The organism is Colwellia maritima (assembly GCF_022669015.1).
Taxonomy (GTDB): Bacteria; Pseudomonadota; Gammaproteobacteria; order Enterobacterales; family Alteromonadaceae; genus Colwellia; species Colwellia maritima.
On the sequence record NZ_JAKKSL010000005.1, the window covers coordinates 232,578 to 259,067 of the forward strand.

Genomic DNA, 26,490 nt, shown 5'->3' on the forward strand with positions numbered 1-26,490 from the left:
ATTTTATACGTAGAAAAAATTGCCAAATACAAGATATTTATTTCAATAATGAGTTGTTCTAATGATTAAATAAATAACGAAGTAATTGGTGATTTTAGCAAGTAGAAATGATCACATTGTTGCTGAGATTGGTATGATTTATTGTTAGTGGGTAGTAGTGGCGTACAATTTGGTATGAACACAAAAATATGGACGAAGTATTGAAACTTTCTAATAGTTATATCGCGTTGGGTGAACACTTTTTTCAGCGTGCATTACCCCAAAAAGTACCTGCAGCTAACTTATTGTTATGGAACAATAAACTCGCTGATAGCTTGTTGCTTACACCCGCACTTCAAAAAGATGATGCCTTATTAGCTCAGTATTTTTCAGGTAATCAATTACCTGAGGGCACAAATGCTATTGCGTTAGCGTATTCTGGTCATCAGTTTGGTCATTTTAATCCTAATTTGGGGGATGGTCGTGCTCATTTACTGGGTGAACTGGTTGATACAGATGGTGTACGTCGTGATGTTCAGCTGAAAGGCTCTGGTCAAACAGCATTTTCAAGACGAGGAGATGGAAAGTGTGCCCTAGGACCTGCTTTGCGCGAGTATATTATGAGCGAAGCGCTTTATTCGCTTGGTGTACCAACATCACGTTGTTTAGCTGTGGTGGCTACGGGAGAACTGATTAATCGGGGGTTGGCTAAACCTGGCGCTGTAGTTACTCGTGTTGCTGCGAGTCATATTCGTGTTGGAAGTTTTCAATACTTTGCAGCTCGTGGGGATATACAATCATTAAATAAATTACTTGATTACAGTATAGAACGGCATTTTCCTGAAATAAATGAGGATGAAAATTTATCAGAAGAACAACGTGTTTTATGCTTTTTAGAGCGCGTGATGGATAAACAAATCACCTTGATTACTCAATGGCTACGTATTGGTTTTATTCATGGCGTGATGAATACCGATAACACCGCTATTTGTGGAGAAACCATTGATTTTGGCCCTTGTGCTATGATGGGCATCTATCATGAAGACGCAGTATTTAGTTCTATTGATGAATATGGACGATATGCTTTTGGTAGTCAGGGAAAAATAGGGCAATGGAATATGGCTAGGTTAGCTGATTGCTTATTACTCATACTAACAAGCGCTCATAAAAACAAAGATGAAGAAAATGCTTTTAATGGCAAAACGGATGACGCTGATTATGAACAACAAGCATTAAAAAAAGTAGAATTAATCATTCATCAATACCCCAATAAATTCGATCAAGCCTATCATAATATGTATGCGAAAAAACTAGGTATGAATGCGATAAACGGGGATGAGAGAACAATAATTGATGAGCTATTGACATTAATGCAATCGCATAATTTAGATTACACCCAAACGTTTCATTTTTTAACACAATCCCTTTCAGATCCAAGTCAAAAAGAGATGCTAGATACTTCCTTGAGCCATTGGTATGAAACATGGCTAACACACCTTGAAACGCTGAAAATATCTACACAAGACGCTGAAGCGTTAATGGTAAAGAATAACCCTGTGGTTATTCCTCGAAATCATCATGTAGAAGAAATTTTAGAACGTTGTGAGCTGTTTTTAACGACGCGCGAGAACGAAACCCCTGCGAATAAAAAAAATATGGTTACAGAGCTTGTTAGTGAGTTCCTTCATGTTTTACGCTCACCTTATCAAGAAATTGAAACAACAAAAAATTATCAAGATACACCAAAAGATGATGATAAATATTATCAAACCTTTTGTGGAACATAACGTTTCTTTGGAATACCCCTCTTTTTAATCACGGTTATCGCTAAGATTTAACGCTCGCTAATGTAGTTTGAAGTGAGAATTAAACTTAAGAGAATTGCTATAACCTTGTTTTCTGTCATTTAAGTCAACATTTTTTAACTTAAATGTTGACTTGGTACATAGGTACGGAGTCTATTATGTATAAGTAATTTGTCTTTATTTCAAAAGAGTTAACTTCACTTACTTTAATCAGCCAGAGGGATGTATATGGGCAAAACCATGACAATTGGTAAATTAGCCAATGCAGTAGGGATAAGTGTTGAAACCATCCGCTTTTATCAACGACAGGGCTTAGTTACTCAACCAGAAAAGCCGTTAAATGGATTTAGGCAATATCCCGCAAGTACGATATCACGACTTAAATTTATAATTAATGCGAAAGGCTTAGGTTTTACGCTAAATGAAATTCGGTCGCTTGATGATTTATCCTATGGATGTAGGGCTTTTCATAATATGGCAACCTCCAAGTTAGATGACATCAGAAATGAAATATCTCATTTACAAGCAATTGAAAAGAAATTAATGAATATTATTGATTGTTGTAGTCCTGATTGTAAGGAAGAGCGCTGTGCTGTGATAGAGAAAATGCATTATTAATTTAAAGGTTTTAGCTCAAGTTTATAGTTCAAGAAGTTAGAATTCAAGGTTAAAGATAGCATACTAGGTATTGTAAAAAGGACGTTGGCAATAACGTAATGTACGTTATTGAAAATAATAATATGAATCTATTTATTATAGACATGATACAAGCGTAGGCTCTTATGATAATTTTAAAAAAGAAAATATTGAAGCTGATCTAGAATTGTGTCAACTCGTTTTAAATTGTTTTGGTGCTTATGTATCGATTAAAGATCGTAATAAAAAGTATGTTTATGTCAACAGAAAGTTAGCGACCTTATTAGAGGCACAATTAGATTCAATTATTGGTTGCTCAGATAGTCAGTTATTTGATTACAACACTTTGCAGAATAGCGATAACTGTGTGTTAGAGTTTGGTGACTACGTTGAAGACAAAGAAGTTGTTATTATTAAAAGTACGGGTGAACAGCGAGTTTTTTTATCGTCTAAACAGCCTATTTTTAATGTTAATAAACGCATTGTTGGTGTGCTTTGTGTATCAACCGACATTACTGAAATGTATTCTATTCAAAAAAAATTGGAAGTGGAAGCAACGACTGATCCGCTAACGGGTTTATTTAACCGCCGTTTTTTGTTCACTTTAGGGGGTAAGTACTTATCAGAGTCTGTACGTTATAATAAACCTTTATCTCTGATTATGTTAGATATTGATTTTTTTAAAGAAATTAATGACAAATATGGACATCCTGTTGGGGATTTGGTTATTCAATTTGTTGCTGCTACTACAAAAAAATTACTGCGCGAGGAAGATGTACTTGCGCGGGTGGGTGGCGAGGAATATTTGGTGTTGCTACCTAATACCAATGCGAAGTCAGCAGGGGGGATTGCTGAAAAAATTCGATCTTTTATGGACAAGCAATCTATTACAGGGGATTGGGTGGAGAAATATTACCCAAGCTAAGCCTTGGTGTATCTTCTTATGAAAGAGGGGATTTCGACTTTAACCAAATCTATGTGCGGGCAGACAAAGCGCTTTATCAAGCCAAACTTAGCGGGCGAAATAAGATTTGTATGTATGGTGAAAATAATGATTCAGCAGAAATTTTAATATAACAGCTATGCTTGTGTATGAATGCTAAAAAATTATTCAATGTATTTCCCCTTAGCTGTTGAATTTTGCTAAGGGGAATAACTGAGCTCGGTTTAAGATATAGTTAACTTGTTGAAAATTAGATATTAAAATTTCGATTCACTTCTAGCTTGATAGTTTTACTATTTTAGTCCGCAAAATAAGCAAGGCAAATTTACGCGTCAATAGGGAGCTATTGCAAGTGAATTTAACGCCGAAGTTAGTAAAAATAGCTGCTAGAAGATCATTTATTAAGCCGAGCTGAGGTTACTTACGTTGAATTTGTTACCAATAGCCGACCATTAGATCACCAAATCCGCCTTGATATACACGAAACTATCAATACTGAGAAATAATAATTAGCTTCTTAAACAGTGAAGAATCTCAACCTATTAAAAATGAATACTTAATGTAATTAATTTAACATTCATTAACCCGAGTTCATCAGGTTATTTAATAAGTTAGTTGGGATTAAATTAACCAAGTAATATTATTTTTAATGACGTTTTGCCATTTGCTCAGTGATTCATTTTTATCTGAGACTACAATAATATTAGCATTCTCAAAACTGAGGGACTCTCCCTGTAATGTTTTATCGCTAAACTTATCAGTAAAGGTAAGATGCTCTTCTTTAGGAACAACAAAAACAGTGACAACATCAGTTAATCCTTTGAAGACTAAGTGTAGGCTTTTCATACCATCAAATCGACAATAATCAGCTGCAATTAATTCGCCCATTGAGGTATTAAAATTACCGCTAAATGTTGTCATTTTTTTGTTTAATGAGGCTAAGCTGACTCGTTTGTTATCATTATTAGAAAACATACTTTGTTCATGGTATACATGCGCAAGGGCATAATCCCCTAAGTTGTTATAACTGTAGGAAAACTGCAAGTAATTCACTACTAATCCGGCAATAATTGCAACAGAAGCAGCTAGAGCTAAATGGATTCGAGTTTTACGTTTTTCTTGTTTATGACTTACAAATGTTTGACGTAAAAGCAATTTATCACATAAATCATCGGGTACAGGTATTTTCATTGCTTGTTTAATTTGCTCATCAAATTGACAAAGCTCTTGTGCTAACCTCTTTTTAGCGGGGTCAGCTTTTTGTGCCTCAATAACGTCTTCGTCTTGAGTCATAGGGTTAGCAAATATACTGCGTCTAAAATGCAAATCATCCATAATACTTGCCGATGCAGGTGCTGTTTTGTCATTCATAGAGTTATCTTTCATAGATAAGCCTCGTTTTATCAGGTTCTTTTTCTAACGCATCTTTTAATTGATGACGTGCTCTAAATAATCTTGTCATCACGGTGTTTTTATTTAAATTTAACAATTTGGCTATGTCATCTCCGCTATACCCACCAAGTACTTGTAATACTAATGGTTCAGAGTATTCAGGCGGTAGTTTCGCTATTTTATCTCTTAGCCAATCGTTATCTATGTTCTGTTCTGCACTCGTGGACTGTGTATCCATAATGCTAGCTTCTTCGTATTCGCTCATATCAAAGCGTTTTCGTTCAAAACGTCTTGCGTTTTCTCGTCGTAAAATGGTAATTAACCATGACTTTGCCGCTTTTTCATCTTGTAATGAATCAAGTGCTCGCCATGCCCTTAAAAATGTTTCTTGCACTAGATCTTCTGCCACCTGCTTATCGTGAGTTAACCAATAAGCGTATCGGTATAAATCGCCGTGCAGAGCCTTAACTAGTGCTTCGTATCTAACTTGTTTAGTTGCCATGTTAGTAGAGACCTGAGGGACAGCTGATTTATTTCGTTTATTTTTATTAAACATGTATTTTTTAATTTTAAGACGGATTTAGTGTAACGTTCAACGAATTGTTTTTTGTTACACCTGAAGCATTTACTGCTTGTATTGCCTTTAACAAGTCGACTCCTGACCATGGGCTATTGTCTGCATTTTTAGCGTACAAATGTTGTTGAACCTCATTAATAGCCTTGGTAAATGCTTCATTATCAATATGTAAAATGGCTTCTGATAACGTTGATATTTCTTTGTTGGTTAGTCTTAAGGTAGAGTTATTAAGCCAAGGTAAAATTAAATTAAGCGATTGTTCTGCGTTGTTTTGTTTACATGCTGCCATGAGAGCAAGGTAATGGTTATTAATATTTTTATTTGCTTTTTGTTTGGGTTTAGCAATACCTGTGCGTTTTAGTATGACTATATGTAATGCCCAAGCAAGTAGGGTTAGTAACCACAATGCTAAAAATACCCATTGTAAAACGTTATTTTTTTCAACGCTAGGTTGGCTAATTAGGGGAGGAGTGGTTCCGGAGCATTATTAGCTTGAATTAAAGGTGCTTGTGCCGTGTTTGTTACTAACGATTTTGGCGCATCAGGGTTCGCTTTGATGATTATTTTTTGCTCAGGCAATACAGCTTGTTGGTACTTATTTGTAATAGTATTCCACCAAGCAATGGTTATTTTAGGTAACACATATTCACCGGCATGACTCGCAACGAGTGCGAAATTTTGACGCTTCTGGCTAATAAGGCGCTCTTTAGTTAAGTTTGCATGTTCTTCAGCTTGATCAGGGTAAACTTTTAACCAAAGAGGGGCTTCCATTACTATATTAGGTAGTTGAGCTTTACCTATACCTGCAGCTGTTAAGGTGATGGTTCGCGTGATAGGTTCGCCTACTTTAAAGTCAGCAGCCTCTGGTTGCCACTCTTGATGCAAAGTTAATAATTCGGGTAACCATCGGCTGTTATCACTGATGGGGAAGCTGTCTGGAATAGGGCGTACGTTCAGCGATAATTTATCACCTAAAACGTTAACCGGTTTGGTTTCACCAAAACTTAAAAACCCTGAACGTCGTTGCGATTGCACCATGACATCGCCAGAAAACATAGGGGTGGTAAGGGTAAGTTCACCACTATACTCTGGAGTTATGGCATAAGTACGTTCGATTATTCGATAGCGTTTACCATTAACAATACCATCACTTTCTTGGTCTTTACCTATTTGCTCTATTGTTGCGCCTTCTAACGTTGGTTCAGTTAAACTGCCTCGTTGTATTTGGACACCTACATGTAATTTGATGGTTAAAGTGACTACTTGTTGTACATAGATATCATTTGAAGAAAGTTCTGCAGTGACAAAAATATCTTGTTTCTGTTTTGAGCCAGTACTTCCTTGGTCAAGCACCTGTAAAGTTATTGGTTGGGATTGGTGGCCATCAATAGTTAATGAAGGGATGATTAAATTACCGGTTGATCTAGGCATCAACACTATTTGCCATTGAGTAGTTTTACTCATACTTAAATTTACAATACTCGTTTGAGAACTAACTTCTGTACGCGCAATTATAAAACTGGTTAAAAGTGGCGATGTATCAAGTGCGTCACGTTCTACACTATCATCAGCAATAATAGTTAACACTATTGATTCATTACTCATAACGGGATTTGAGTCGACACTAGCAGTAACACTTGTGAGTGCAAATGCGTTGGGGCTTGTTGTTAAGATGACTGTTAAGCTTATTAAAACTAATAACTTATATATAATTTTTACCACTGTTTCTTAACTCCTTGACTCGCGCCATTTTGTTTGCGCTTTTGATATTCTAATTGCATTTTATTGCGAAGTAATAGATAAGGGTCGTCTGTTACTTTGTTTAACAATTGTTGATGTTTTTGTTCGGTTTCTTTTGCTTGTTGTTCGGCTGCTATTTGTGCGGCTGTTTTTTCTTTTCCTTGTTTATCTTCACTTTCTGATTGCTCAGCTGTATTGTTTTCTTGTTGTTCTTTCTCTGTCTCTTTTGATTGTTGTTCGTCTTGTTGAGCTGCAGTTTCTTCGCTATTTTTTTCTTGATCTGCCTCATTATCTTTTTGCTGATTCTGTTTGTTTTGTTGCTCTTGAGACTGATCATTTTGAGCGTTTTGTTGCTCATCTTTATTTTGTTGATCTTGTGATTGTTCGCCTTGTTGGTTTTCCTTATTTTGTTGATCTTGGGATTGTTCGTCTTGTTGATTATCTTTATTTTGTTGATCTTGAGATTGATCGTTTTGTTGTTTTTGCTCTTCTTTTTGTTGTTGTTTTATGGTTTCTATATTGTCTTTGGCATCCTGTAATTCAGGGTCTTTTTTTAATGCTTTTTCATAGCTTTCGATGGCTTGTTCGTATTTTTTTAACTGTGCTAGTGCGTTACCTTGGTTATATAGAGCATTAGCCGTATTTGCATCTTCACCTTGCTTAAATGCTTTTAGTGCTTCTTCGTAATTACCTGCTTTATAATGAGCGCTACCTTGCCATTGTGGGTTTTCAAACTGTTGTGCAGCACTTTGATAATTTTCTTGATCATAGTTTTTTTGTGCTTGTTGATCGTTTGTTTGCCATAAGCTTTCCCATAATCCTTGTGCCGCTGTTCTCGTCGTGCTTGTTTCTTCTGTCTGCGATAGCTTTGTTGTGTTTGATAATGCTGTTTGATTATCATTTTCTACTGCAAAGCTAATAGGACTTATAAGAGAAAAGGATAATAAAGATAATAGAGGTAGGCATGCTAACGGGATCATTAGCACAGTGCTTCCCCGTCGAAAATAACTTAAAAGTAAAGGTAGAACTAGCACTAATAACCATGCGCCTTGCTCCTGCCATTGATCGCCCGTTTGCCGGCTTTGCTGCTTGTCATTGCTATTTTTTTCATGAATTTCATCGTTTACAATTAATTGGTTAATATCGCTATCATCATTTTTAATGGTTTGATAATTACCATTGCCACGAGATGCTAATGACATAAGTTTTTGGCTTGGTAATCTAGGCACAACAATAGCACCGCTGCCATCTTTTAATAACTCACCACTTGGTAACGTAATAGGAGCACCGTTTTGGCTGCCTACGCCTAAAATATTTAGTTGATGACCAAACTTATTAGACCATTGATAAATATCATTTATTTCTTGATTATCTACATCATCAGTGAACCAGTAAATGTCGCCATTTAAATGTCCTGCATTTAACAGCATTTCATGAGCAAGGGTTAACGCGGCTAATGGATTAGCGCCAGGAACTGGCATTATTTCTGGCGTTAACGAAGGTAATAACAGTGCTATGTTTTTAACGTCTTGTGTTAATGGGCTAATCACAAAAGCATCACCAAGATAGGCAATTAATCCCGTATCGCCCTCATTGATTTTATTCAGTAAATCAATAGCTTTAAATCGAGCGCGTGTTAATCTATTTGGTTTTATGTCGGTTGCATACATTGAATACGACATATCCATAATCAGTACGGAACCCCGTTCAGTTTGATAAACAGGTTGAGGTAATTTTTTCCAGACTGGGCGGCAAAGAAGGGCAAAAATTGTTAATAAGCCAATAATAAAAGGTTTTAATAAAAAGAGATGCGTAGACAAACCGTTCGTCGTACTTTGAGAACTTGATGCACCTTCAACGAGTACATGGCTTAGATGATGTGGTAAAAATTGTTGCCAAGGAGATTGATAAAAACGATGTTTTTTTAATCGCCAAAGCACGAGTAATAAAACCAATATAGCCAATAACCAATAGGGTCTGACAAAATGAAAGTTTGTGATGAGTGAATCGAAAGAGTTCATGACTGAAATAAATACCTAGGTTATTTACGACTAAAACTGGGTAAATTAAGGGCTAAAAAATAAAGCATGCTAATTAATAATGCTGTTGCTAAAGGCCAATAAAATAATGCCGTTAATGGGCGCATTTGTTGTTGCTCTTGCTCTATAGGTTCAAGTTGGTCAAGTAGTTGATAAATTTGACTCATACCTTGACTATCTTTGGCACGAAAATATTTTCCGCCTGTCTCATTCGCTAATTTCGTTAGCGTGCGTTCATCCAGTTCACTTGATGGGTTTACTCGTCGAGTGCCAAATAAAGACTCTTGCAGCATAACGTCTGCACCAATACCAATTGAATAAATGGTGATGTTTTTTGCAACAGCCAGTTCTAGTGCTTGTTCTGGTGATATTTTTCCTGCCGTATTTTGACCATCAGTTAATAAGAGTAATACTTTGTTAGACTTTTGTTTGGCATCAAATCGTTTCACAGCAAGCCCTATTGCGTCGCCTATAGCGGTTTTTCTACCCACTAAGCCCAAAACACTTTCATCAAGCATTTGCTTCACTGTTTTTCGATCAAAAGTCATTGGTGTTTGCATATAAGCATCATCACCAAAGAGTATTAAACCAAGTCTATCACCGACACGACGTTCGATAAAATCTCCTAAAACAACTTTGAGCATATCAAGACGATTGACTGTTCTACCATTTAGCTCCATATCTTCAATTTGCATGCTGCCTGACAAATCAACAGCGATCATCATTTCTCTGCCTTCGGTAGGAATATCGATGGCATCGCCTAGCCACTGAGGCCGGCTTAAGGCTACAACTGTTAATAGCCAACAAATGGATAAAATGATCAAAGGTGCCTTTTTCTTTTCTTGATTTGTTGCTTTAACTGAGGAACTTTCAATTAGTTGAGGAATTATCAAAGCAGCACTAGCTTGAGCATCATTTTTTTTAGGCAGCCAATAAATGAAGAGAGGCAACGGGCATAATAAAAGCAGCCAAGGCCAAGCAAAAGTTATCATGTGTTTGCTCCTTGTTTGGTTTTGTTATCACTCATAGCATTTTCAGCAGTTATTTTTTTCATTTTAGGGGGGAGTGCATGGGTTAACCAGAGTGTTGCTGCTTGCGTTAGATTTTCGTCCACTTTTTCGTTAGTTTGGTCATTATCCCTTTTATATTGTTCTAAAAAGGCTTGTTCGCTAAGGCTTTTGAATTTTTCTTGGTATTTTATAGGTAATGTATTGGTAAAAAAAAGTTGTAATGAATGACCAAAAAGTTTTGCTAGTTCTGCTCTAGAAAAATAATGCATAGCTGCCCATTTAAGCAACATTATGGTGTCGTTTATCGGTAGGTTAGGTGTATTTTTTAATTGCTGTAATGCTTGTTTTTTTACCTGATTTTGTTTAGCTAATTTTTTCAATTTGATAAAGGTAATAACAAAGATACTTATAAGCAAAGCAGCTAATATCCACCATCCGTAAGCGACAGGAAAGTTTGAAATTGGCTCAGGAACATGAATGTCTTTTATGGCCAATGTTTGTGTGGGAAGCGCGTTTACTTGTTGCAAAATTGTGCTCCAGTTTTTAACTGTTGTTCTAATGTTTGTCCGTTGAAATGAAGTACACGTGCACCTGCTTTAGTTAGCAAGGCCGTACATTGTTCGCTAAGATTGTGTGCTTGTTGTTGGTATTTTATTGCCGTTTTTTTATCACCTAACGTGAGTTGCCGGCGATTAGAACCGTCAGTCAAGGTGACATTAAGTTTCATTGTGCTTGTGGGAAGTTCTCGTTCCAATGGATCTTCAATTAAACAAACGACCAATTCACAATGTTGACTTAATTGTGTTAAATGACGTAGTGCATCTTGTTGATCTACGTTATTTCCTTTTTTCAATGCTTGAGCATCGGTTATCAAATAAATTAAAGCACCGGGTTTAGCTACTTGTCGTATGCGAGCACAGTTATTGCTAAAAAAGTTTTGTTGTTCTTTAGCTTTTTGATTAAGACTCTCATCAGGATAGTCAGTTGTATTATTTATGCTATATTGTGCTTGATGTTGAGATGAATGCATAGAAGTTAAGGCGTGAAGATAATGTAAAACGCCTTCTTTGCGGCTTCTTGGTTTTAGCTCCAAGTGCTCATGTTGATTAAATACGATACCACCTAATCGATCACCTCTGTTTTTTGCATGCCATGCAACTAATGCTGCTAGATGAGAGGCTTGAACAGATTTAAATAATAATTGACTACCGAAATGCATACTTGCACTTAGGTCAGTCGCAATGAGCACTGGTCGTTCTAATTCTTCACGAAATAATTTCGTGTGAGTTTTACCGGTTCTCGCTGTAACTCGCCAATCAATAGCACGAATATCATCTCCTGTTTGATAATGGCGAACTTCATCAAACTCCATTCCACGCCCTTTACTGCGAGATAAATAGTTACCTGACATTTGACCATGAATATTTTTACGGGCAGACAAGTCGATCAACGCTGTTTTATTTTGATAATAAAGCAGTTCAGCCATCGCAAGTTCTACTCCGTTGCTATGTATGCTAGCAAGTTGGCTTTGGCAGTCGATGTTAGAATGTTTTTCTTTGTTGTTAATTGTTTTTTGTTTAAACCACATTGTTATATTAGCTTAAGATATAGTGTATTTTTACTGGCCATAGTTTTTATCATTAGGCTACCGCAACCAAACTCAATAAATGATCAAGTAAATGATTGGCTGTAATGCCTTCAGCTTCGGCTTGATAACTAAGAATAATTCTATGTCTTAATACATTATGTAATACGGCTTGAATATCTTCAGGGCTAACAAAGTCTCGGTTATGTAACCAGGCGCGGGCACGTGCACATCGGTCTAGGGCAATGGTAGCGCGTGGACTAGCGCCAAAGGCTAACCATGATTTGAGTTTTTCATCATATTTTTCAGGTTGACGTGTTGCCATAATTAAATCAACCATATAGGTTTCAAGACTAGAAGCCATATGAATATTTAGTACTTTTTTGCGTGCATTAAATATTTCTGTTTGACTTAAGACTCTTAATTGCGTTTTTTCTTGGTTAGAATCGTTAAGGGCTTCGCCGCGATTAAGTTTTAGGATTTCTAATTCACTTGCCGCATCAGGGTAATCAATTTCTAAGTGCATTAAAAATCTATCGAGTTGCGCTTCTGGTAATGGGTAAGTACCTTCTTGCTCAATAGGGTTTTGTGTAGCCATTACCATAAATAATTCTGGCAGTTGATACGTTTTTCTACCTACTGTTACTTGGCCTTCAGCCATGGCTTCTAATAATGCTGATTGTACTTTTGCCGGGCTCGGTTAATTTCATCAGCCAGAACTAGGTTTTGAAATAATGGGCCGGCTTTGAAGACAAAACTATCGTCCTCAGGACGATAAATGTCAGTGCCAGTTAAATCGGCCGGTAATAAATCGGGTGTAAATTGAATACGATGAAAATCAGCTTCAATCCCTTCAGCTAAAGCATTAACCGCACGAGTTTTTGCTAATCCTGGCGGTCCTTCTACAATTAAGTGACCATTTGCTAATAAAGCAATCAGTAAATTTTCTACAAAGGCAGGTTGACCAATAATTTGTTGAGATAAATGTTGTTTTAATGCTGAAAAATGTTCAATTGCCATAATTAATTGTCTTTAAATTTATAATCAATATAAGAAAGTGCATTCATGATAATGCATTCTAGTGGTTAAAACTGAAATAACTTCGATAGATGATGGTCATTTTTCGAAGTTACAAGAGTATATATAAGGGTGTTAGTAAATAAAACAACCATTACCTGACTTAGTTGTAACAAATTTTTTCTCATATAATTCAGCTAATAAACTATGCTCTAATAAGCTTTCTTGAATCACACGTTAAAACAAGGATTGATATTTTTGTACAGTTAGATAGAATCAAGGTATTACTTAAGAGGTCTGACCTCTTGGTGTTTTGCCTTTGACTGTAGGATGAGCACTTTACATTGGAGAATAAAGTACATGACGATAAAAATGACCACTCGGGCAGGCGAACGTATCGCCGTAGTTGCAGGGCTTAGAACCCCTTTTGCTAAACAAGCTACGGCTTTTCATGGTGTACCAACCGTTGATTTAGGAAAAATGGTGGTAAATGAATTATTACAGAAACACGATGTTGATCCGAAAATTATTGATCAATGTGTTTTTGGTCAAGTAGTTCAAATGCCTGAAGCGCCAAATATTGCCCGCGAAATTGTTTTAGGTACAGGTATGAACTTACATACGGATGCTTATAGTGTCTCTAGAGCCTGTGCAACGAGTTTTCAATCAACGGTTAATATCGCTGAGTCAATCATGGCCGGATTTGTTGATGTGGGCATTGCAGGGGGGCCGATTCATCTTCTGTTGCACCTATTGGCGTATCGAAAAAATTTGCACGTACTTTATTAGATTTAAGTAAAACAAAAACACTAGGCCAAAAAATAGCATTAATTCGTAAACTAGGTTTTAAAGATATCTTACCGGTTGCTCCTGCTGTTGCTGAATATTCTACTGGTATCTCAATGGGGCAAACGGCCGAACAAATGGCGAAAACATATAATATTTCGCGCGAAGATCAAGATGCTTTAGCCCATCGTTCTCATACCTTAGCAACTCAAAGCCGGGCTGAAGGTAAACTTGATGGCGAAGTGATGAGTGCACATAGTGAACCGTACAATCATTATATCGACAAAGATAATTGTATTCGTGAAAACTCTGTTTTAGCAGGTTATGCAAAATTACGCCCTTGTTTCGATAAAAAACACGGCACAGTTACGGCGGCAACAAGTACGGCTTTAACTGATGGTGGCGCGGCTATTTTATTAATGCGTGAAGGTCGAGCAAAAGAACTTGGCTATAAGCCTCTAGGTTATATTCGTAGTTATGGGTTTGCTGCCATTGATGTTTGGCAAGATTTATTGATGGGGCCGAGTTATGCAACGCCTATTGCTTTAAAACGCGCAGGACTTGAATTGGCTGATTTAGATCTAATTGAAATGCATGAAGCTTTTGCTGCTCAAACGCTTGCAAATATGCAAATGTTTGAAAGTGCTAAATTTGCTAAAGAGCACTTAGGTCGTGATAAAGCAATTGGTGAGATAGATATGACAAAATTTAATGTAATGGGTGGTTCGTTAGCTTATGGTCATCCGTTTGCTGCTACGGGGGCGCGTTTAATTACGCAAACGTTAAATGAACTTAATCGTCGTGGCGGTGGTGTAGGCTTAACTACAGCTTGTGCGGCAGGTGGTTTAGGTGCAGCAATGGTTGTGGAGACAGACTAATGAGCGATAATAAAAAAGAAGTAAATGCTGAAATGGTATCAGTGAACAATGCTGAAATGGTATCAGTGAACAATGATGAATTAACGTCTACTGAAGAAAAATGCATTACTAGTGCGTTTACCCTCGTTCGACAAAAAAATGGCATTGCTCATTTAGTGATAGACGTAGTTGGCGAGACAATGAACACGCTTAAGGCTGAGTTTGCTGAGCAGGTATCAGAGGTTCTGGCTGAAATTAAATCAGATTCGACCATTACTGGGATTGTGCTATGTAGTGGCAAAAAAGATTCTTTTGTTGCCGGTGCTGATATTAATATGATCAATGACTGTAAAACAAAAGAGGCTGTGATGGCGATGACTCGTCAAGGTCAAATGCTTTTCTCACAACTTGAACAGTTAAATGTGCCGATTGTTGCTGCAATTAATGGCACCTGTTTGGGGGGCGGTTTAGAGCTAGCGATGGCATGTCATGCACGTGTGTGTAGTGATAGCCCTAAAACAGCTTTAGGTTTACCTGAAGTACAATTAGGCTTACTGCCAGGTGGTGGTGGTACGCAACGATTGCCAAAACTTGTCGGGGTGCAAAAAGCACTGGATATGATGTTAACAGGTAAACAATTGCGTGCTAAACAAGCACTAAAAGCCGGTTTGGTTAACGATGTTGTTCCGAATAGTATTTTATTGGCTACAGCAGAAGAAATGGCATTACCGGTAACTTTAAAAAATCAGTGAAATTTAAATCGTCTTTCGTTAATAAATTCCTTGAAGGCACTTCAGTAGGCCGTGGCATTGTTTATAAGCAAGCTACAAAATCTGTTTTGTCTAAAACGAAAGGAAATTACCAAGCCGCCGGTTAAAATTATTGATTGTGTAAAAACAGGGGTAGAGGAGTCTCCGGCGAAAGGCTATCAAATTGAAGCAGAGCATTTTGCTGAGTTAGTGATGAGTCCTGAATCAGCCCAATTACGTAACCTTTTCTTTGCAACAACAGAAATGAAAAAAGAGCAGGGTGTTGCTGATGTTTTACCTGAAAAAATTTCAAAAGTCGGTATCTTAGGTGGCGGCTTAATGGGTGGAGGTATTGCGTTTGTTACGGCAACTAAAGCAAGTATACCTGTTCGTATAAAAGATATTAGCCATGAAGGTATTCGCCATGCATTGAAATATAGTTTTGATTTACTTAATGCAAAAGTAAAACGTCGCTTTATCCGTAAAAGTGAAATGCAAAAACAAATGTCGATGATTACCGGGTGTGTTGATTATTCTGGTTATAAAAATGTTGATATTGTTGTAGAAGCTGTATTTGAGAATTTAGAATTAAAGCAAAATATGGTGCTTGAAATAGAAAAGAATACGAAAGAGTCTACTATTTTTGCTAGTAATACTTCTAGTCTACCTATTGGAAATATAGCGGCAAAAGCAGCGCGACCAGAAAATGTCATTGGTTTACATTATTTTTCACCTGTTGATAAAATGCCTTTGGTGGAGATTATTCCCCATGATTCTGCTGTAGGTAAAACCTCAGATCAAACGATTTCTACAACAGTAGCTTTTGCCAAAAAACAAGGTAAAACACCTATTGTTGTTAAAGATAAAGCTGGTTTTTATGTTAACCGGATTTTAGCACCTTATATGAATGAAGCGGCACTGTTGTTATTAGGCGGCGAACCTATAGATAAGGTAGACAACGCCTTGGTTAATTTTGGTTTTCCTGTTGGTCCAATGCAATTACTTGATGAAGTCGGTATTGATGTTGGCGCCAAAATAGGGCCAATTTTACAAGCTGATTTAGGCGAACGATTTGCCGCACCTTCAGCATTCTCTAAACTATTAGATGACGGACGATTAGGTAAAAAAGCAAATAAAGGTTTTTATTTATACGGCAAACAGGCGAAAAAAGGTAAGAAGCAAGTTGATGATAGTATTTATACATTATTAAATTTGAAACCGCTTGGTAGCTTATCTAATGATCAAATAGCTAAACGTTGTCTATATATGATGCTTAATGAGGCTGCTCGTTGTGTTGATGAAGGTATAGTTCGAAATGCACGTGATGCTGATATCGGCGCTATATTTGGTATAGGCTTTCCACCTTTCTTAGGTGGACCATTACGTTATATAGATAAAATTGGCGCTCAATCTATCGTGGCACAATTAGCTCAATGGTCTGAGCAATATGGTGAACGCTACACTCCTTGCGAAGCATTAGTCTCAATGGCTGAAAATGGGACTAAATATTATTAGTGTCTGTTAAGTATTATTAAATAAAATTACTACGCTTTACCAATTAACTAATAGTTACTACGAGTTAAAACGCCAATTCTTCGGAGTTGGCGTTTTTTTATTCTTTTTTGAAAGTAAATGTATTAAACCAATCTCACTCACTATGTGATCATTTCAACGTATAAAATAGATCACTTAACTAATGCAATTGGTATTAACTGAACAATAATAAAATGGCAAAAAAGATCCGCATAGTGGCAAATTGTTCCTGATGGTATGGGAAATATTTTGCCTCATTATTTTGTCAAGTAATAATGAAAATAGATGTGTCATGCTTGATTAAATAGTGTTATTTAATTATATTAGCGCCGATTTTTAGGTGTATTAGTATTATTAGTGTGGTGTTAGTAAGCGGGTAATTATGTTTTTATTAATGTTGTTAATTATTTGTTATAGCGTGTTGTGTGGTGTGTTTTTTTACTGTCAAGCTCTATTAACAGGTCTTGGCTGTAAGCGTTGGACGGTAGCGGGTATTGTATTTGGCTTGCTAGCTTGGCCAATGTTTGTTATGAAAAAGCGAATGCAGTTATATCGTTTGTTTGGGATTAAACAGCTGATTTTCAATGCTTGATGATCGGTTGTTATTACTGAATAGTTGATAGGTAGATGTTGCTAAGGATACCCTATAAGACTTATTTTTAAGTAGCTAGATTTTAAATAGAAAGGGTAAACTTCTGAAGGTGTAACTGGAAATAAAGTTGCTAACATCCATGTTAGTAAGCTTTTAGATACTTATGACAGTTGTCATAAAGATAAGGAATTACCTATATTCTTGGTGGATTAAGACCACCAAGTGTTAGCAGACGTTTCTTTTATTTCAATACGTGCTGCAATAGGGTTAACTTTTTTCGCTTTTTTTGTAGTAAAAAGCATTTTCAATAAATTGGTCATAATAAACCTTTTTGATTTTTATAAATTTTTGTTTGGATTTATAATCGACGGGTACCTCGTTTAGCTCCAATCGTTTCAATATTCAGGTTGTTATCATCACTCAAACGACGGGTACCTCGTTTAGCTCCAATCGTTTCAATATTCAGGTTGTTATCATCACTCAAACGACGGGTACCTCGTTTAGCTCCAATCGTTTCAATATTCAGGTTGTTATCATCACTCAAACGACGAGTACCTCGTTTAGCTCCAATCGTTTCAATATTCAGGTTGCTATCATCACTCAAACGACGAGTACCACGTTTTGCGCCGATTTCTTGTATATCTAAACTATGAATATCCGTAACTTGAGTGGTGAAACTGACATAGCCATTGAAAGAATAATTGAATTTAACATGCACTTTTCCTCATTTAGTTATTTATTAGTATTATCAACAATGAATATGCTTAAACCGTGCCAAATAAGTTTGACATTAGATGGAACTTAGACTAATAGAGGCGTGCCGAGTTATTTACACTTTATTATTTAGATATTTTGGATGGTTAGCATAACGTGATTGTTTTAATGCTAAATTTTTGACGTCAATATACCGATGAAAAGGTAAAGTTGTGAAGGTTTAATTAAAGGCTGTCGATTTTTTGGCTATTTGGTGAGCAAGTAAATATTTTTGAAAATGTTCAGTCGCCAAGGGTTTACTATATAAATACCCCTGTAATTGTTCACAGCGTAATCCTGATAAAAAGCTTAGTTGGTGATTGGTTTCTACGCCTTCAGCGACAACATCCATACCCAGGTTATGGGCAATGGTGACAATGGTGGCTACCATATTCCTACCTTGCTCAGACTCTTCAATATCATCAACAAACGCTTTGTCTATTTTTAGTGTGTTAAGCGGGAATTTTTTCAAATAGGCCAAAGAAGAATAGCCCGTACCGAAATCATCAAGAGATAAATGAATTCCCAACGCTCTGATTTGAAGCATGGTGTCTATTGCTTCTTGAGGAGAATTCATGACAGTGCCTTCTGTTATTTCTAATTCTAAATGTTTGGCGGGTAATTTACTTTCTTTTAAAATACTTGCAATTTGAGAGACTAAATTTGCTTGAGTGAATTGTACGGCAGATAAATTTACCGCAACTCTACCTTCAAATAATCCAAGATCTACCCATTTTTTAGTAGCATAACAAGCTTTTCTTAATACGATTTCACCTATATCTATTATTTGGCCAGTTTCTTCTGATACTGGAATAAATACTACTGGACTAATCAGTCCTTTGTTAGGGGTTTCGAAGCGCACTAAAGCCTCCATCCCTGCTATCTTGCCAGTTGAAATTTCGATTTTAGGTTGGTAATAAACAGAAAAAGAGTCGTCTTTTAAGCCGTGTCTAATCAAGCTTTCAATTTGTAACCTTTTCACGGCTTCTTTATTCATGGAATCACTGAAAAATTGGTATTTATTGCCACCACTTCCTTTAGCATGATACATGGCTGTGTCAGCATTTTTCAATAATTCGTGAGCTGTAACACCATCTTCTGGGGAAAGTACAATACCTATACTGCTATACAGTACGATTTCTTGATTTTTTATTTTAAAAGGAATGGCAACCGTACGTAATATGTCCTTTGCCGAAGTAATTGTATGAATATCGTTGGTGCCTTCAATTATAATACTAAATTCATCGCCGCCCAACCTATATACGGTATCCTGTTTTCGACCAAGAGTTAACATACGTTTGGCAACTTGACATAATATTGCGTCGCCTACTTGGTGTCCCATGGAATCATTAATTTTTTTGAAATTATCTAAATCAAAAACAAGTAAAGCATGATCAATATTACTTTTCACTAAACGGGCTTGAATAGCTTGAAAATAAGAGCGATTTGGTAAACCTGTTAGTGTATCTGAGCTGACTAACTTTCTTAGCTCTGCTTCGGTTTCCTTTCGTTTTGTTATATCTGAAAAAACACCAACAAAATGAGAGATTTTGTTGTTTTCATCATAAATAATATCAATATTTAAATCTGCTAAATATTTACTACCATCATCACGAATACTTTCTATTTCACCATACCAATTCCCTTTTGATACTAAATGTTGTTTCACATTTTGTGTAAAGCTTTTAGGGTATTGATTAAAGGTGAGTGAACTACCAATGGTTTGTTTTTTATTTGTGCCCGTTATACGTTGAAAAGCTTTATTGACGTCAACAGCAATAAATTGGCGATCGTAAATAATAACAGCGTCAGATATATTTTGAATACATCGAGCAAATAACTTTAATCGTTCTTCTGCTTTTTTTATTTGGCTGATATCTTTAAGGGTACCTGTCATACGTGAAGGATTATTATTTTCGTCTCGTTCAACTATTTTTCCACGATCTAAAATCCATACCCATTTATTGTTTTTATTTTTGACACGGTAGGTAGCTTCAAAATGGGCTGTGTTTTGAGTAAAGTGTTCCTCTAAAGCTATTTTAACTCTTTCAATATCATGATGATGAATATTGGTTTTTATAGCACCTTTGTTGTTTGTAAATTCACTTTTATTTCGTGTTCCATCTTGTGGGAACTCTAGAATACCCCAAATATTTGAACGGTATATTTTATCTGTGATTATGTTCCAATCCCACATTTCATCGCCACTACCCCACAAAGATAATTTTAAACGTTCTTCGCTTTCTTTTATTTGTGAGTTATAGAGTTGTTTATTCCTATATTGTTGAAGAATATAGGCTAAAAAGAGTAATGTTAGCACGGTGTAAACCAGTAACATACCTGTTGATAACCACCATGGTGGTAATATGTGCATATTCAATTGACTGGTTTTTGGTTTGTTTGAGTCATATATGTCGTAGGCTTGCACTTCAAAGACATATTTTCCCGGGCTTAAGTTAGTGTAAGTGGCACGATTGTCCGTAGTATTTGTTACAGCATCAATCCAATCTTTCTCTAATCCTACTAACCTATATCGATAACGTAGCTGTGAGGGCAGCTTTGTGTTGGGTGATACAAACTCAATACTGATGGGTGATTGTTTATAAGCTAACTCTAAATTATCTAAAGAATTTAAATGTTTATCTAAAGTGAATGTGTCTTCTTTATTGGAGGTAGAGGTTTTTTTTGCATCAATAGGAGTTCTTTTATTTGCAACATAAAGATTGGTGAATATTGGAAGCGTTATATTATGATTTATTTTTAATAATTCACTGGGAGTAAATTGATAAAAGCCATTAGGGCTTCCAAAATACATCCTACCTTTACTGTCTTTAAAGGCTGAAGACACTAAAAACTCAGGTGTGTTAATAGCAAAATCAATGTCAAACTTTATTACTTCAGATGTTTTAAGGGATATTGAGTTAAGTCCTGAATTGGTTGCCACCCAAATATTTTCATCTTCGTCTATCAGCAATGAAGCAATGTAGTTGTTTGTTAATCCATTATTCTCATTAAAGATTCTTGTTTTTTTATTTTTTTTGTTAACAATCATTAATCCATGGGAATCTGATCCCAAGAATATGTTGTTATTATGTATCCAGATATTATTTATCGACTTGGTGTTTATTGTTTTACTTAATTCATAATGATTTTTTTCAAAGTCGTTATTGTTAATGTTAAAGGTAAATACTTTATTGTTTTCGGTTAATAAAATTATTTTATCATTATTAATTTGTAAATGAATAAATTTATCATTATTTAATGTTGAATAGCGTGTAAATAATTCATCATTTGTTTGGTATTTATTGAGATACCCTTCATTATCAATATACCAAAGAGCGCCTGTTGAAGCTAAAATAGCGTTATTAGCAGGATAATTTGTTTCCTTTAACCATTTTTCTTTTTCTAATAAAACTTTTTGAAGAATATTGTATTCAAAAAGTTTACCTGAATTAGTAATAATGAAGAGAATGTCTGGGTTTGGGGATGTAATTCGCCAGATACCATCGTTTAAATGAATTTCAACCTTTGTTAATTTTTTAGTCTTAGATAAGCTAAATAGACCGTTTTTTTCAGTTGATAGCCAAATTGTACTATCAGTTGTTTCTATAAATGACTCTACTCGATATTTTTGTTTGTTATCTTTAATTAAACCATGAAAAATAAGTCCTGTTAATGGCGAATATTTATTTATCCCTCCACCATAACTTGCTAACCACATAATATCGTTATGATCACGGTAAATATCCATTAGCCAGTTTTCACTTAACGATTTTGGTTTTTTGTTGTCTTGGTAGGCTTTAATATCATTATTTAATAAGTTAATGGTATTTAAGCCATTGTGAGTAGCTAGCCAAACATGATTTTCATCAAATTGTTCTATTGCTCTAATATTATTTGATAATAAAATTTGGTTTTTGTTGTTTTGCTTTTGTTGCTCTGTGAAATGAGAAACAAGTTGATAACGATCATCAACAATATATAACCCATTATCGGTTGCCGCCCAATATTGGTTATCAATAGTTTTCATATCAAATAAGGCATTCGCTTCGATAGTTAAATTGAATTTATTTGCTTTTTTTAGTGAACCAATATAATTAAGGCTTTTACTGAGTATATGAATTCCTTTATCAAAAGTACCTAGCCAATAGTTTTGCTGTTTATCTTGAAAAATGGTTTTGATTTCACGAATTCTATCATTATAGTTGCGGACATTAACTCGGTTGAATTTAATGTCATTATTGCTATTTGAAGGCGAGAGAGTATGTAGTCCTTCAGCTGTTGATATCCAAAGTAATGAGGTTTGAGTATTAGTAGATGAATCATTTTTGTTTTGATAAATATCCCAAATTTGATTGTCTTTAAGGGATGAATCATCATTGTCCTTGTGCGTGAACGTGTCAAAATTATCTAATTCAATGTTATAACGGCTTAAGCCATTTTCGGTACCTACCCACAGTATATTTTCATTATCTATAAATATTTTACGAATCACATTATCAGCGATTGAATGTTTGTCATTTATATCTTGTCGGTAGGTCACTAAATTACTACCATCAAAACGGTTTAACCCATCTTCAGTGGCAAACCAGATAAAACCTTGGTGGTCTTGAGTAATACCAAAGACGTTAGAATTAGACAAGCCTTGTAATGTGGAAAGTTGACTGAAACTTAGTTGTTCATTACTTGATTCTATATAGGCGTCTTCTGTTGAAATTGACTCGTCGTTGAGTTGCTCATATGCAAAAATAGGGTAGGAAAAAATAGTAAAAGAAACAATTGTGATGAATTTTTTTAAGGTGTTAGTAAAATATGAGAGCACAGATCAACCTAGCTTAGCTAAAGTAAAGGGAAAATTATTTTTAAACATTCTTAAACATATATAGCATTAGACGAAAGTATATGACGAACCATTTAAAATGATGTGTCACCTTAAGTCAAATCTTTGTTGTCTGAGTGTATGCCTTTATTTTTTATTGTAATCTTTGTATATCGGCAGTATTAATATTTTCTTTGACTTTTTTTTGTGAAATCATTTAGGTCGATTATTTGATTACTATCCAGTACGTGTTGGATTTGGTTAGGAAGGATGGACTCTTCTGTTGGTATTGACATGAGAATAATTCTGTCAGGTTTAGCTTGTACCATCAATTGGCTTTCAATAAACGTAAGGATTTCTTCAAATTTTAAAGATAAAATAGCCTTAACTAGTTGGGTTTTATGGTTAAATTGAAGGTCTTTATTACAAATTGCAGCCCAAAAGCGCTGACTTTTAATTCTTAAATTATTATCTTTTTCTTGCAGTTGTCCCGCTAATCCGTGAATAAGATGTGACCAATCCTCGATACTGAGACTTTTAATCGTGCTTATACTCTCAATAATAAATTTATCTATAGCACTCGTTAAGGTAATCGCATCGGTATTGGGTGACTGAATATAAAAAGCAATACCTGGATATCGGTTTATTGGCACATACCCGACACCGACGAGGTAGCCATATTGTTTGTCAGTGCGCATTTCTTGAAAAAACAAAGGGGATAAAAGATGACTTGCTACCATGGTTAGGGCCACTAACTTTTCATCTCGGGTTCGTAGTGGATTATAAATAACTGTAGCATGATCATGTTCAGGTATCGTTAAGGGGTAAACAAGTGTTTTTTTATTGAAAATATCAATAACAGGGCATTGCACTGCATATTCATTACTATAATTGTTATCAAAAGCTATTTTTATATTGTCTACAATGTTAGTGGCGTGTTCCATAAGCCAGTTACCATGAATTAACACTTCGAGTGTTATTTTTTCAAAAAGTTGTTTACTGAAACGTTGGTATTGGGAACAACTGACAGTATCTAAAGCCTTGGCTAAATCATCAGCGCAAGGATTATTAGGTTGCATTAATGAACTGAGTGTAGAAAATAACTGTGAAATAGACTTGCTTTTGTCGCTATTTTTCCAGTGAGTCATTAACTGTTGTTTGCATAAGTTGAAACTTTTTTCATTTATTTCGTGATGTTTTAGGCTATAGAGCAGTTTTTCTAATAGCTTGGGTTGGTTTTCACTAATTCCTGAGACTTGTAGGGTAATACCACCTTGATGGGCATATAAATGGTAATGTATACAAGCAAGTTCCGCATCGTAGTTTTCTGCAACGATAGTATTAGAATATAAATCTACAAATAAGCGTGTCATCGCGATGTTTTCGACACTCTCTAGAGAGAAGGGGGAATCAATACCAATATATATGTAGCCTTTAGGAACTTTAAACGTTGTGTCTTGTTTGTACCATACAGATAAGCCGTTAGTTGAGACAATGTTTTTAGGTAGAATATTTTTATCTTCGTTATCATAAACGTGTGGGTTGCCACTAATATAAGGATTTTCTTCTGGTAAAAAGAGATCCTTATTTACCTGAAATTGTGGATGTGTTGGTGTGGATAGTTGGCGCCAATAAGTTAATATTTCTTCTGGTATTTTACTTGTATGATAAGGTACTTGATACCAGAAACTTGTTTTAGAAAAAGTATTGTTAGGGCTAACATGAATAATGCGAAGATTATCTGCATTAAGATAATTAAGCAGGTGATTTATATTGTTATCATCCATACCTGACATGATGTAATCACCAAAAATATAGTCAACACTGGGATAATGTTGCATATTAATAGCGAGTTGGCTCACATTGTCTAGTGGGCTGCACTTTTCTTGATACATAAAAGACAAGTCAGCTATGATTTGCTTTTCTTTGTAATAATATCTCGGTATTTTTTCTGATTTTAATAGGCCTATATATGAAAAAACGATACTAATAATATCATTAATATGTAATTCACCTAATTCTGTTAAGCCGATACTAATATTAAAATCTTTAAAATTTGAGCCATTAATACCTGAACCGGCGGTTAAACTCATTGCCCATTGCTCTTGTTTTAATTTGGCTAAAATACTGCCATTACCCTCATGACCGATTAAGTAAGTTAGTATAGATTCGGGTTTGTCTTGGTAATACTTATCAATACTTTCCATTGCAAAGCTGATAATTAATTTATGCTCTTTTTTTACTGGTTGTACATCTATCTGTATTCCTTGATGTTCAGGCAAATACAGAGGGTGGGTAACCGTTGATAGAGGGTGATTATTATTTTTGATATCACTAAACATACCCTGCACTAAACTATTTAGTTCAGTTAATGATTGTGGACCTTCCACGGCTAGGGTCATATAGCTTGCTTGATAGTATTGCTCAAAAAAAGCGCTTACTTCTTTACCAATACTGACACCATTTCTATCGGCTAGGGTGTCAACATTTCCAACGGAAAATTGAGAAAAAGGGTGTCGTTGGTTGATCGTTTCTTTATGCACGTCATATAAACGGCGAACATCATCTTTTAGTTTTAATTTAAATTCAGCTTCAATGTTTTTACGTTCTTTGCTAATGAATTCATCGGAAAGTAAAGGGGAAATAAAAAACTGGCTAAAGCGATCAAGCGCTTCATTAAAATGTTGGTGGTGAATATCAAAGTAAAAGCAGGTATGTTCTGTGGCTGTCCAAGCATTATTACTGCCACCATGTTGATTGATGAATTTTTGGTACTCACTACCATCAGGATATTTAGTAGTTCCTAAAAAAAGCATATGTTCAAGAAAGTGAGCTAACCCCTCTCTATCAGAAGGATCATTAAAGTGACCGGCGTTAACGGCTAATGCGGCAGCACTCTTGTCAGTCTCTTCGTTATGAATCAATAAAACACGTAAACCATTGTCTAAGGTAAGTGGCTGATATTTTTTTAAATCATTCGGACTTTGCTTCAACTCATGGTTCCTAATTTTAATTCGTTATCTACCTTAAATTACCTTATGGTATAATAAGAGTCTATTTTATTCTTAACACTTAATATATATTTCTATTACTATAGCAAAAAAACAAACACCGCGTAAGTTTATCGAGTCGATAAGCGGGAGAATCAATGTATATTTATATCATGCGCCATGGAGAGGCTGCAAATATTGAAGGTGAAGATTCACAGAGACCTTTGACAAAAAAAGGTGTTGTTGAAGCTGAGCAAATGGGCTTTTGGTTAGCCCAATGTAAGCTAACAAGATTACTGAAAATATTTGTTAGCCCCTATGTTAGAGCGCAGCAAAGCTGTAATAATGTAATGTCAGCTTTTAACAAGTCAGCAAAACTGTCAGGGATTAATTCTGAAACACTGGATTTAATTACACCATCAGGCAATGTGAAGCACGTTCATGATTTTATTGATGGCTTATGTCATGAACTTGAGTTTTCTCAGCATAATACCTGCGATGAAAAAGAAGCTATATTATTTGTTTCTCATATGCCTTTTGTGAGTTATTTAGTGGGTGAATTAACGGATTCGACTAACATGCCAATTTTTTCGACCGGTGCTATAGCGGTAATTGATTATGATATTGTAAAAATGCAAGGCAAGTTAGTTGATATAGTTTTACCTGAAAATACGGGTATTCTTTAGTT

The 26,490-nt window shown here is 35.5% G+C and carries 17 protein-coding genes and 3 pseudogenes; 8 read left to right on the forward strand and 12 right to left on the reverse strand.

What is annotated here, in order from left to right; all coding sequences use genetic code 11:
- Positions 1–200 precede the first annotated feature (200 nt).
- The 4 genes from L3081_RS21760 to L3081_RS29255 all read left to right on the forward strand — a co-directional run bounded on the left by L3081_RS21760 (position 201) and on the right by L3081_RS29255 (position 3,497).
- A complete protein-coding gene (locus tag L3081_RS21760) occupies positions 201–1,766 on the forward strand; it encodes a protein adenylyltransferase SelO (RefSeq protein ID WP_338027451.1) in 1,566 nt (521 codons plus the stop codon).
- 258 nt (positions 1,767–2,024) lie between these two features.
- Positions 2,025–2,402 (forward strand): heavy metal-responsive transcriptional regulator, encoded by a 378-nt coding sequence (locus L3081_RS21765; RefSeq protein WP_242288416.1) that lies wholly within the window; start codon positions 2,025–2,027, stop codon positions 2,400–2,402.
- Between the two features lie 205 nt (positions 2,403–2,607).
- The gene (locus tag L3081_RS21770; protein ID WP_242288417.1) at positions 2,608–3,345 is read left to right on the forward strand and encodes a sensor domain-containing diguanylate cyclase; all 738 of its coding nucleotides are present in this window, start codon (positions 2,608–2,610) and stop codon (positions 3,343–3,345) included.
- On the forward strand, positions 3,318–3,497 hold the full coding sequence (locus tag L3081_RS29255) for a diguanylate cyclase domain-containing protein (protein WP_420839775.1): 180 nt from the start codon (positions 3,318–3,320) through the stop codon (positions 3,495–3,497). The genes L3081_RS21770 and L3081_RS29255 overlap by 28 nt, the downstream gene beginning before the upstream one ends.
- Positions 3,498–3,984: 487 nt before the next feature.
- On the opposite strand, the gene L3081_RS21775 is transcribed toward L3081_RS29255, so the two are convergent.
- From L3081_RS21775 to L3081_RS21815, 9 genes and pseudogenes are all read right to left on the reverse strand, one after another.
- Positions 3,985–4,749, reverse strand: a complete 765-nt coding sequence (locus L3081_RS21775; protein ID WP_242288418.1) for a DUF3379 family protein — start codon at positions 4,747–4,749, stop codon at positions 3,985–3,987.
- Positions 4,739–5,311 (reverse strand): sigma-70 family RNA polymerase sigma factor, encoded by a 573-nt coding sequence (locus L3081_RS21780; RefSeq protein WP_242288419.1) that lies wholly within the window; start codon positions 5,309–5,311, stop codon positions 4,739–4,741. Before L3081_RS21780 ends, L3081_RS21775 begins: the two co-directional genes overlap by 11 nt.
- A 13-nt stretch (positions 5,312–5,324) precedes the next feature.
- Entirely contained in the window at positions 5,325–5,738 is a 414-nt protein-coding gene (locus L3081_RS21785; protein ID WP_242288420.1) for a BatD family protein, read from the reverse strand.
- Positions 5,739–5,791: 53 nt separating this feature from the next.
- On the reverse strand, positions 5,792–7,054 hold the full coding sequence (locus L3081_RS21790) for a BatD family protein (RefSeq protein WP_242288421.1): 1,263 nt from the start codon (positions 7,052–7,054) through the stop codon (positions 5,792–5,794).
- The gene (locus tag L3081_RS21795; protein ID WP_242288422.1) at positions 7,048–9,093 is read right to left on the reverse strand and encodes a vWA domain-containing protein; all 2,046 of its coding nucleotides are present in this window, start codon (positions 9,091–9,093) and stop codon (positions 7,048–7,050) included. The genes L3081_RS21790 and L3081_RS21795 overlap by 7 nt, the downstream gene beginning before the upstream one ends.
- 20 nt (positions 9,094–9,113) lie before the next feature.
- Positions 9,114–10,103: a vWA domain-containing protein gene (locus tag L3081_RS21800; protein WP_242288423.1), complete on the reverse strand. Its 990-nt coding sequence runs from the start codon at positions 10,101–10,103 to the stop codon at positions 9,114–9,116.
- Positions 10,100–10,648: a DUF4381 domain-containing protein gene (locus L3081_RS21805; RefSeq protein ID WP_242288424.1), complete on the reverse strand. Its 549-nt coding sequence runs from the start codon at positions 10,646–10,648 to the stop codon at positions 10,100–10,102. Before L3081_RS21805 ends, L3081_RS21800 begins: the two co-directional genes overlap by 4 nt.
- Positions 10,636–11,709 (reverse strand): DUF58 domain-containing protein, encoded by a 1,074-nt coding sequence (locus L3081_RS21810; protein WP_242288425.1) that lies wholly within the window; start codon positions 11,707–11,709, stop codon positions 10,636–10,638. The genes L3081_RS21805 and L3081_RS21810 overlap by 13 nt, the downstream gene beginning before the upstream one ends.
- A 52-nt stretch (positions 11,710–11,761) precedes the next feature.
- Positions 11,762–12,726, reverse strand: a pseudogene (locus L3081_RS21815) (AAA family ATPase).
- 357 nt (positions 12,727–13,083) lie between these two features.
- Between L3081_RS21815 and fadI the strand changes: the two are divergent.
- The 3 genes and pseudogenes from fadI to L3081_RS21830 all read left to right on the forward strand — a co-directional run bounded on the left by fadI (position 13,084) and on the right by L3081_RS21830 (position 17,240).
- Positions 13,084–14,387, forward strand: a pseudogene (fadI, locus tag L3081_RS21820) (acetyl-CoA C-acyltransferase FadI).
- 104 nt (positions 14,388–14,491) lie between these two features.
- Positions 14,492–16,630 (forward strand): annotated as a pseudogene (gene fadJ / locus L3081_RS21825) (fatty acid oxidation complex subunit alpha FadJ).
- A gap of 400 nt (positions 16,631–17,030) precedes the next feature.
- A complete protein-coding gene (locus tag L3081_RS21830; protein WP_242288426.1) occupies positions 17,031–17,240 on the forward strand; it encodes a hypothetical protein in 210 nt (69 codons plus the stop codon).
- 358 nt (positions 17,241–17,598) lie between these two features.
- On the opposite strand, the gene L3081_RS21835 is transcribed toward L3081_RS21830, so the two are convergent.
- From L3081_RS21835 to L3081_RS21845, 3 genes are all read right to left on the reverse strand, one after another.
- Positions 17,599–17,958, reverse strand: coding sequence for a hypothetical protein (locus L3081_RS21835; protein WP_242288427.1), 360 nt, complete (start codon positions 17,956–17,958; stop codon positions 17,599–17,601).
- 216 nt (positions 17,959–18,174) lie between these two features.
- A complete protein-coding gene (locus L3081_RS21840; RefSeq protein ID WP_242288428.1) occupies positions 18,175–22,815 on the reverse strand; it encodes an EAL domain-containing protein in 4,641 nt (1,546 codons plus the stop codon).
- A 179-nt stretch (positions 22,816–22,994) separates the two neighbouring features.
- Positions 22,995–25,805 (reverse strand): insulinase family protein, encoded by a 2,811-nt coding sequence (locus L3081_RS21845; protein WP_242288429.1) that lies wholly within the window; start codon positions 25,803–25,805, stop codon positions 22,995–22,997.
- Between the two features lie 155 nt (positions 25,806–25,960).
- Here L3081_RS21845 and sixA point away from each other — a divergent pair, with 155 nt between their 5' ends.
- Positions 25,961–26,488, forward strand: coding sequence for a phosphohistidine phosphatase SixA (gene sixA / locus L3081_RS21850; protein WP_242288430.1), 528 nt, complete (start codon positions 25,961–25,963; stop codon positions 26,486–26,488).
- Positions 26,489–26,490 lie beyond the last annotated feature (2 nt).

Excerpts from the sequence above, each read along its gene's own strand:
- L3081_RS21765 (WP_242288416.1), top strand. The coding sequence starts at position 2,025 with ATGACAATTGGTAAATTAGCCAATGCAGTAGGGATAAGTGTTGAAACC.
- L3081_RS21775 (WP_242288418.1), bottom strand. The coding sequence starts at position 4,749 with ATGAAAGATAACTCTATGAATGACAAAACAGCACCTGCATCGGCAAGT.
- L3081_RS21780 (WP_242288419.1), bottom strand. The coding sequence starts at position 5,311 with ATGTTTAATAAAAATAAACGAAATAAATCAGCTGTCCCTCAGGTCTCT.
- L3081_RS21795 (WP_242288422.1), bottom strand. The coding sequence starts at position 9,093 with ATGAACTCTTTCGATTCACTCATCACAAACTTTCATTTTGTCAGACCC.
- L3081_RS21800 (WP_242288423.1), bottom strand. The coding sequence starts at position 10,103 with ATGATAACTTTTGCTTGGCCTTGGCTGCTTTTATTATGCCCGTTGCCT.
- L3081_RS21810 (WP_242288425.1), bottom strand. The coding sequence starts at position 11,709 with ATGTGGTTTAAACAAAAAACAATTAACAACAAAGAAAAACATTCTAAC.
- L3081_RS21830 (WP_242288426.1), top strand. The coding sequence starts at position 17,031 with ATGTTTTTATTAATGTTGTTAATTATTTGTTATAGCGTGTTGTGTGGT.
- sixA (WP_242288430.1), top strand. The coding sequence starts at position 25,961 with ATGTATATTTATATCATGCGCCATGGAGAGGCTGCAAATATTGAAGGT.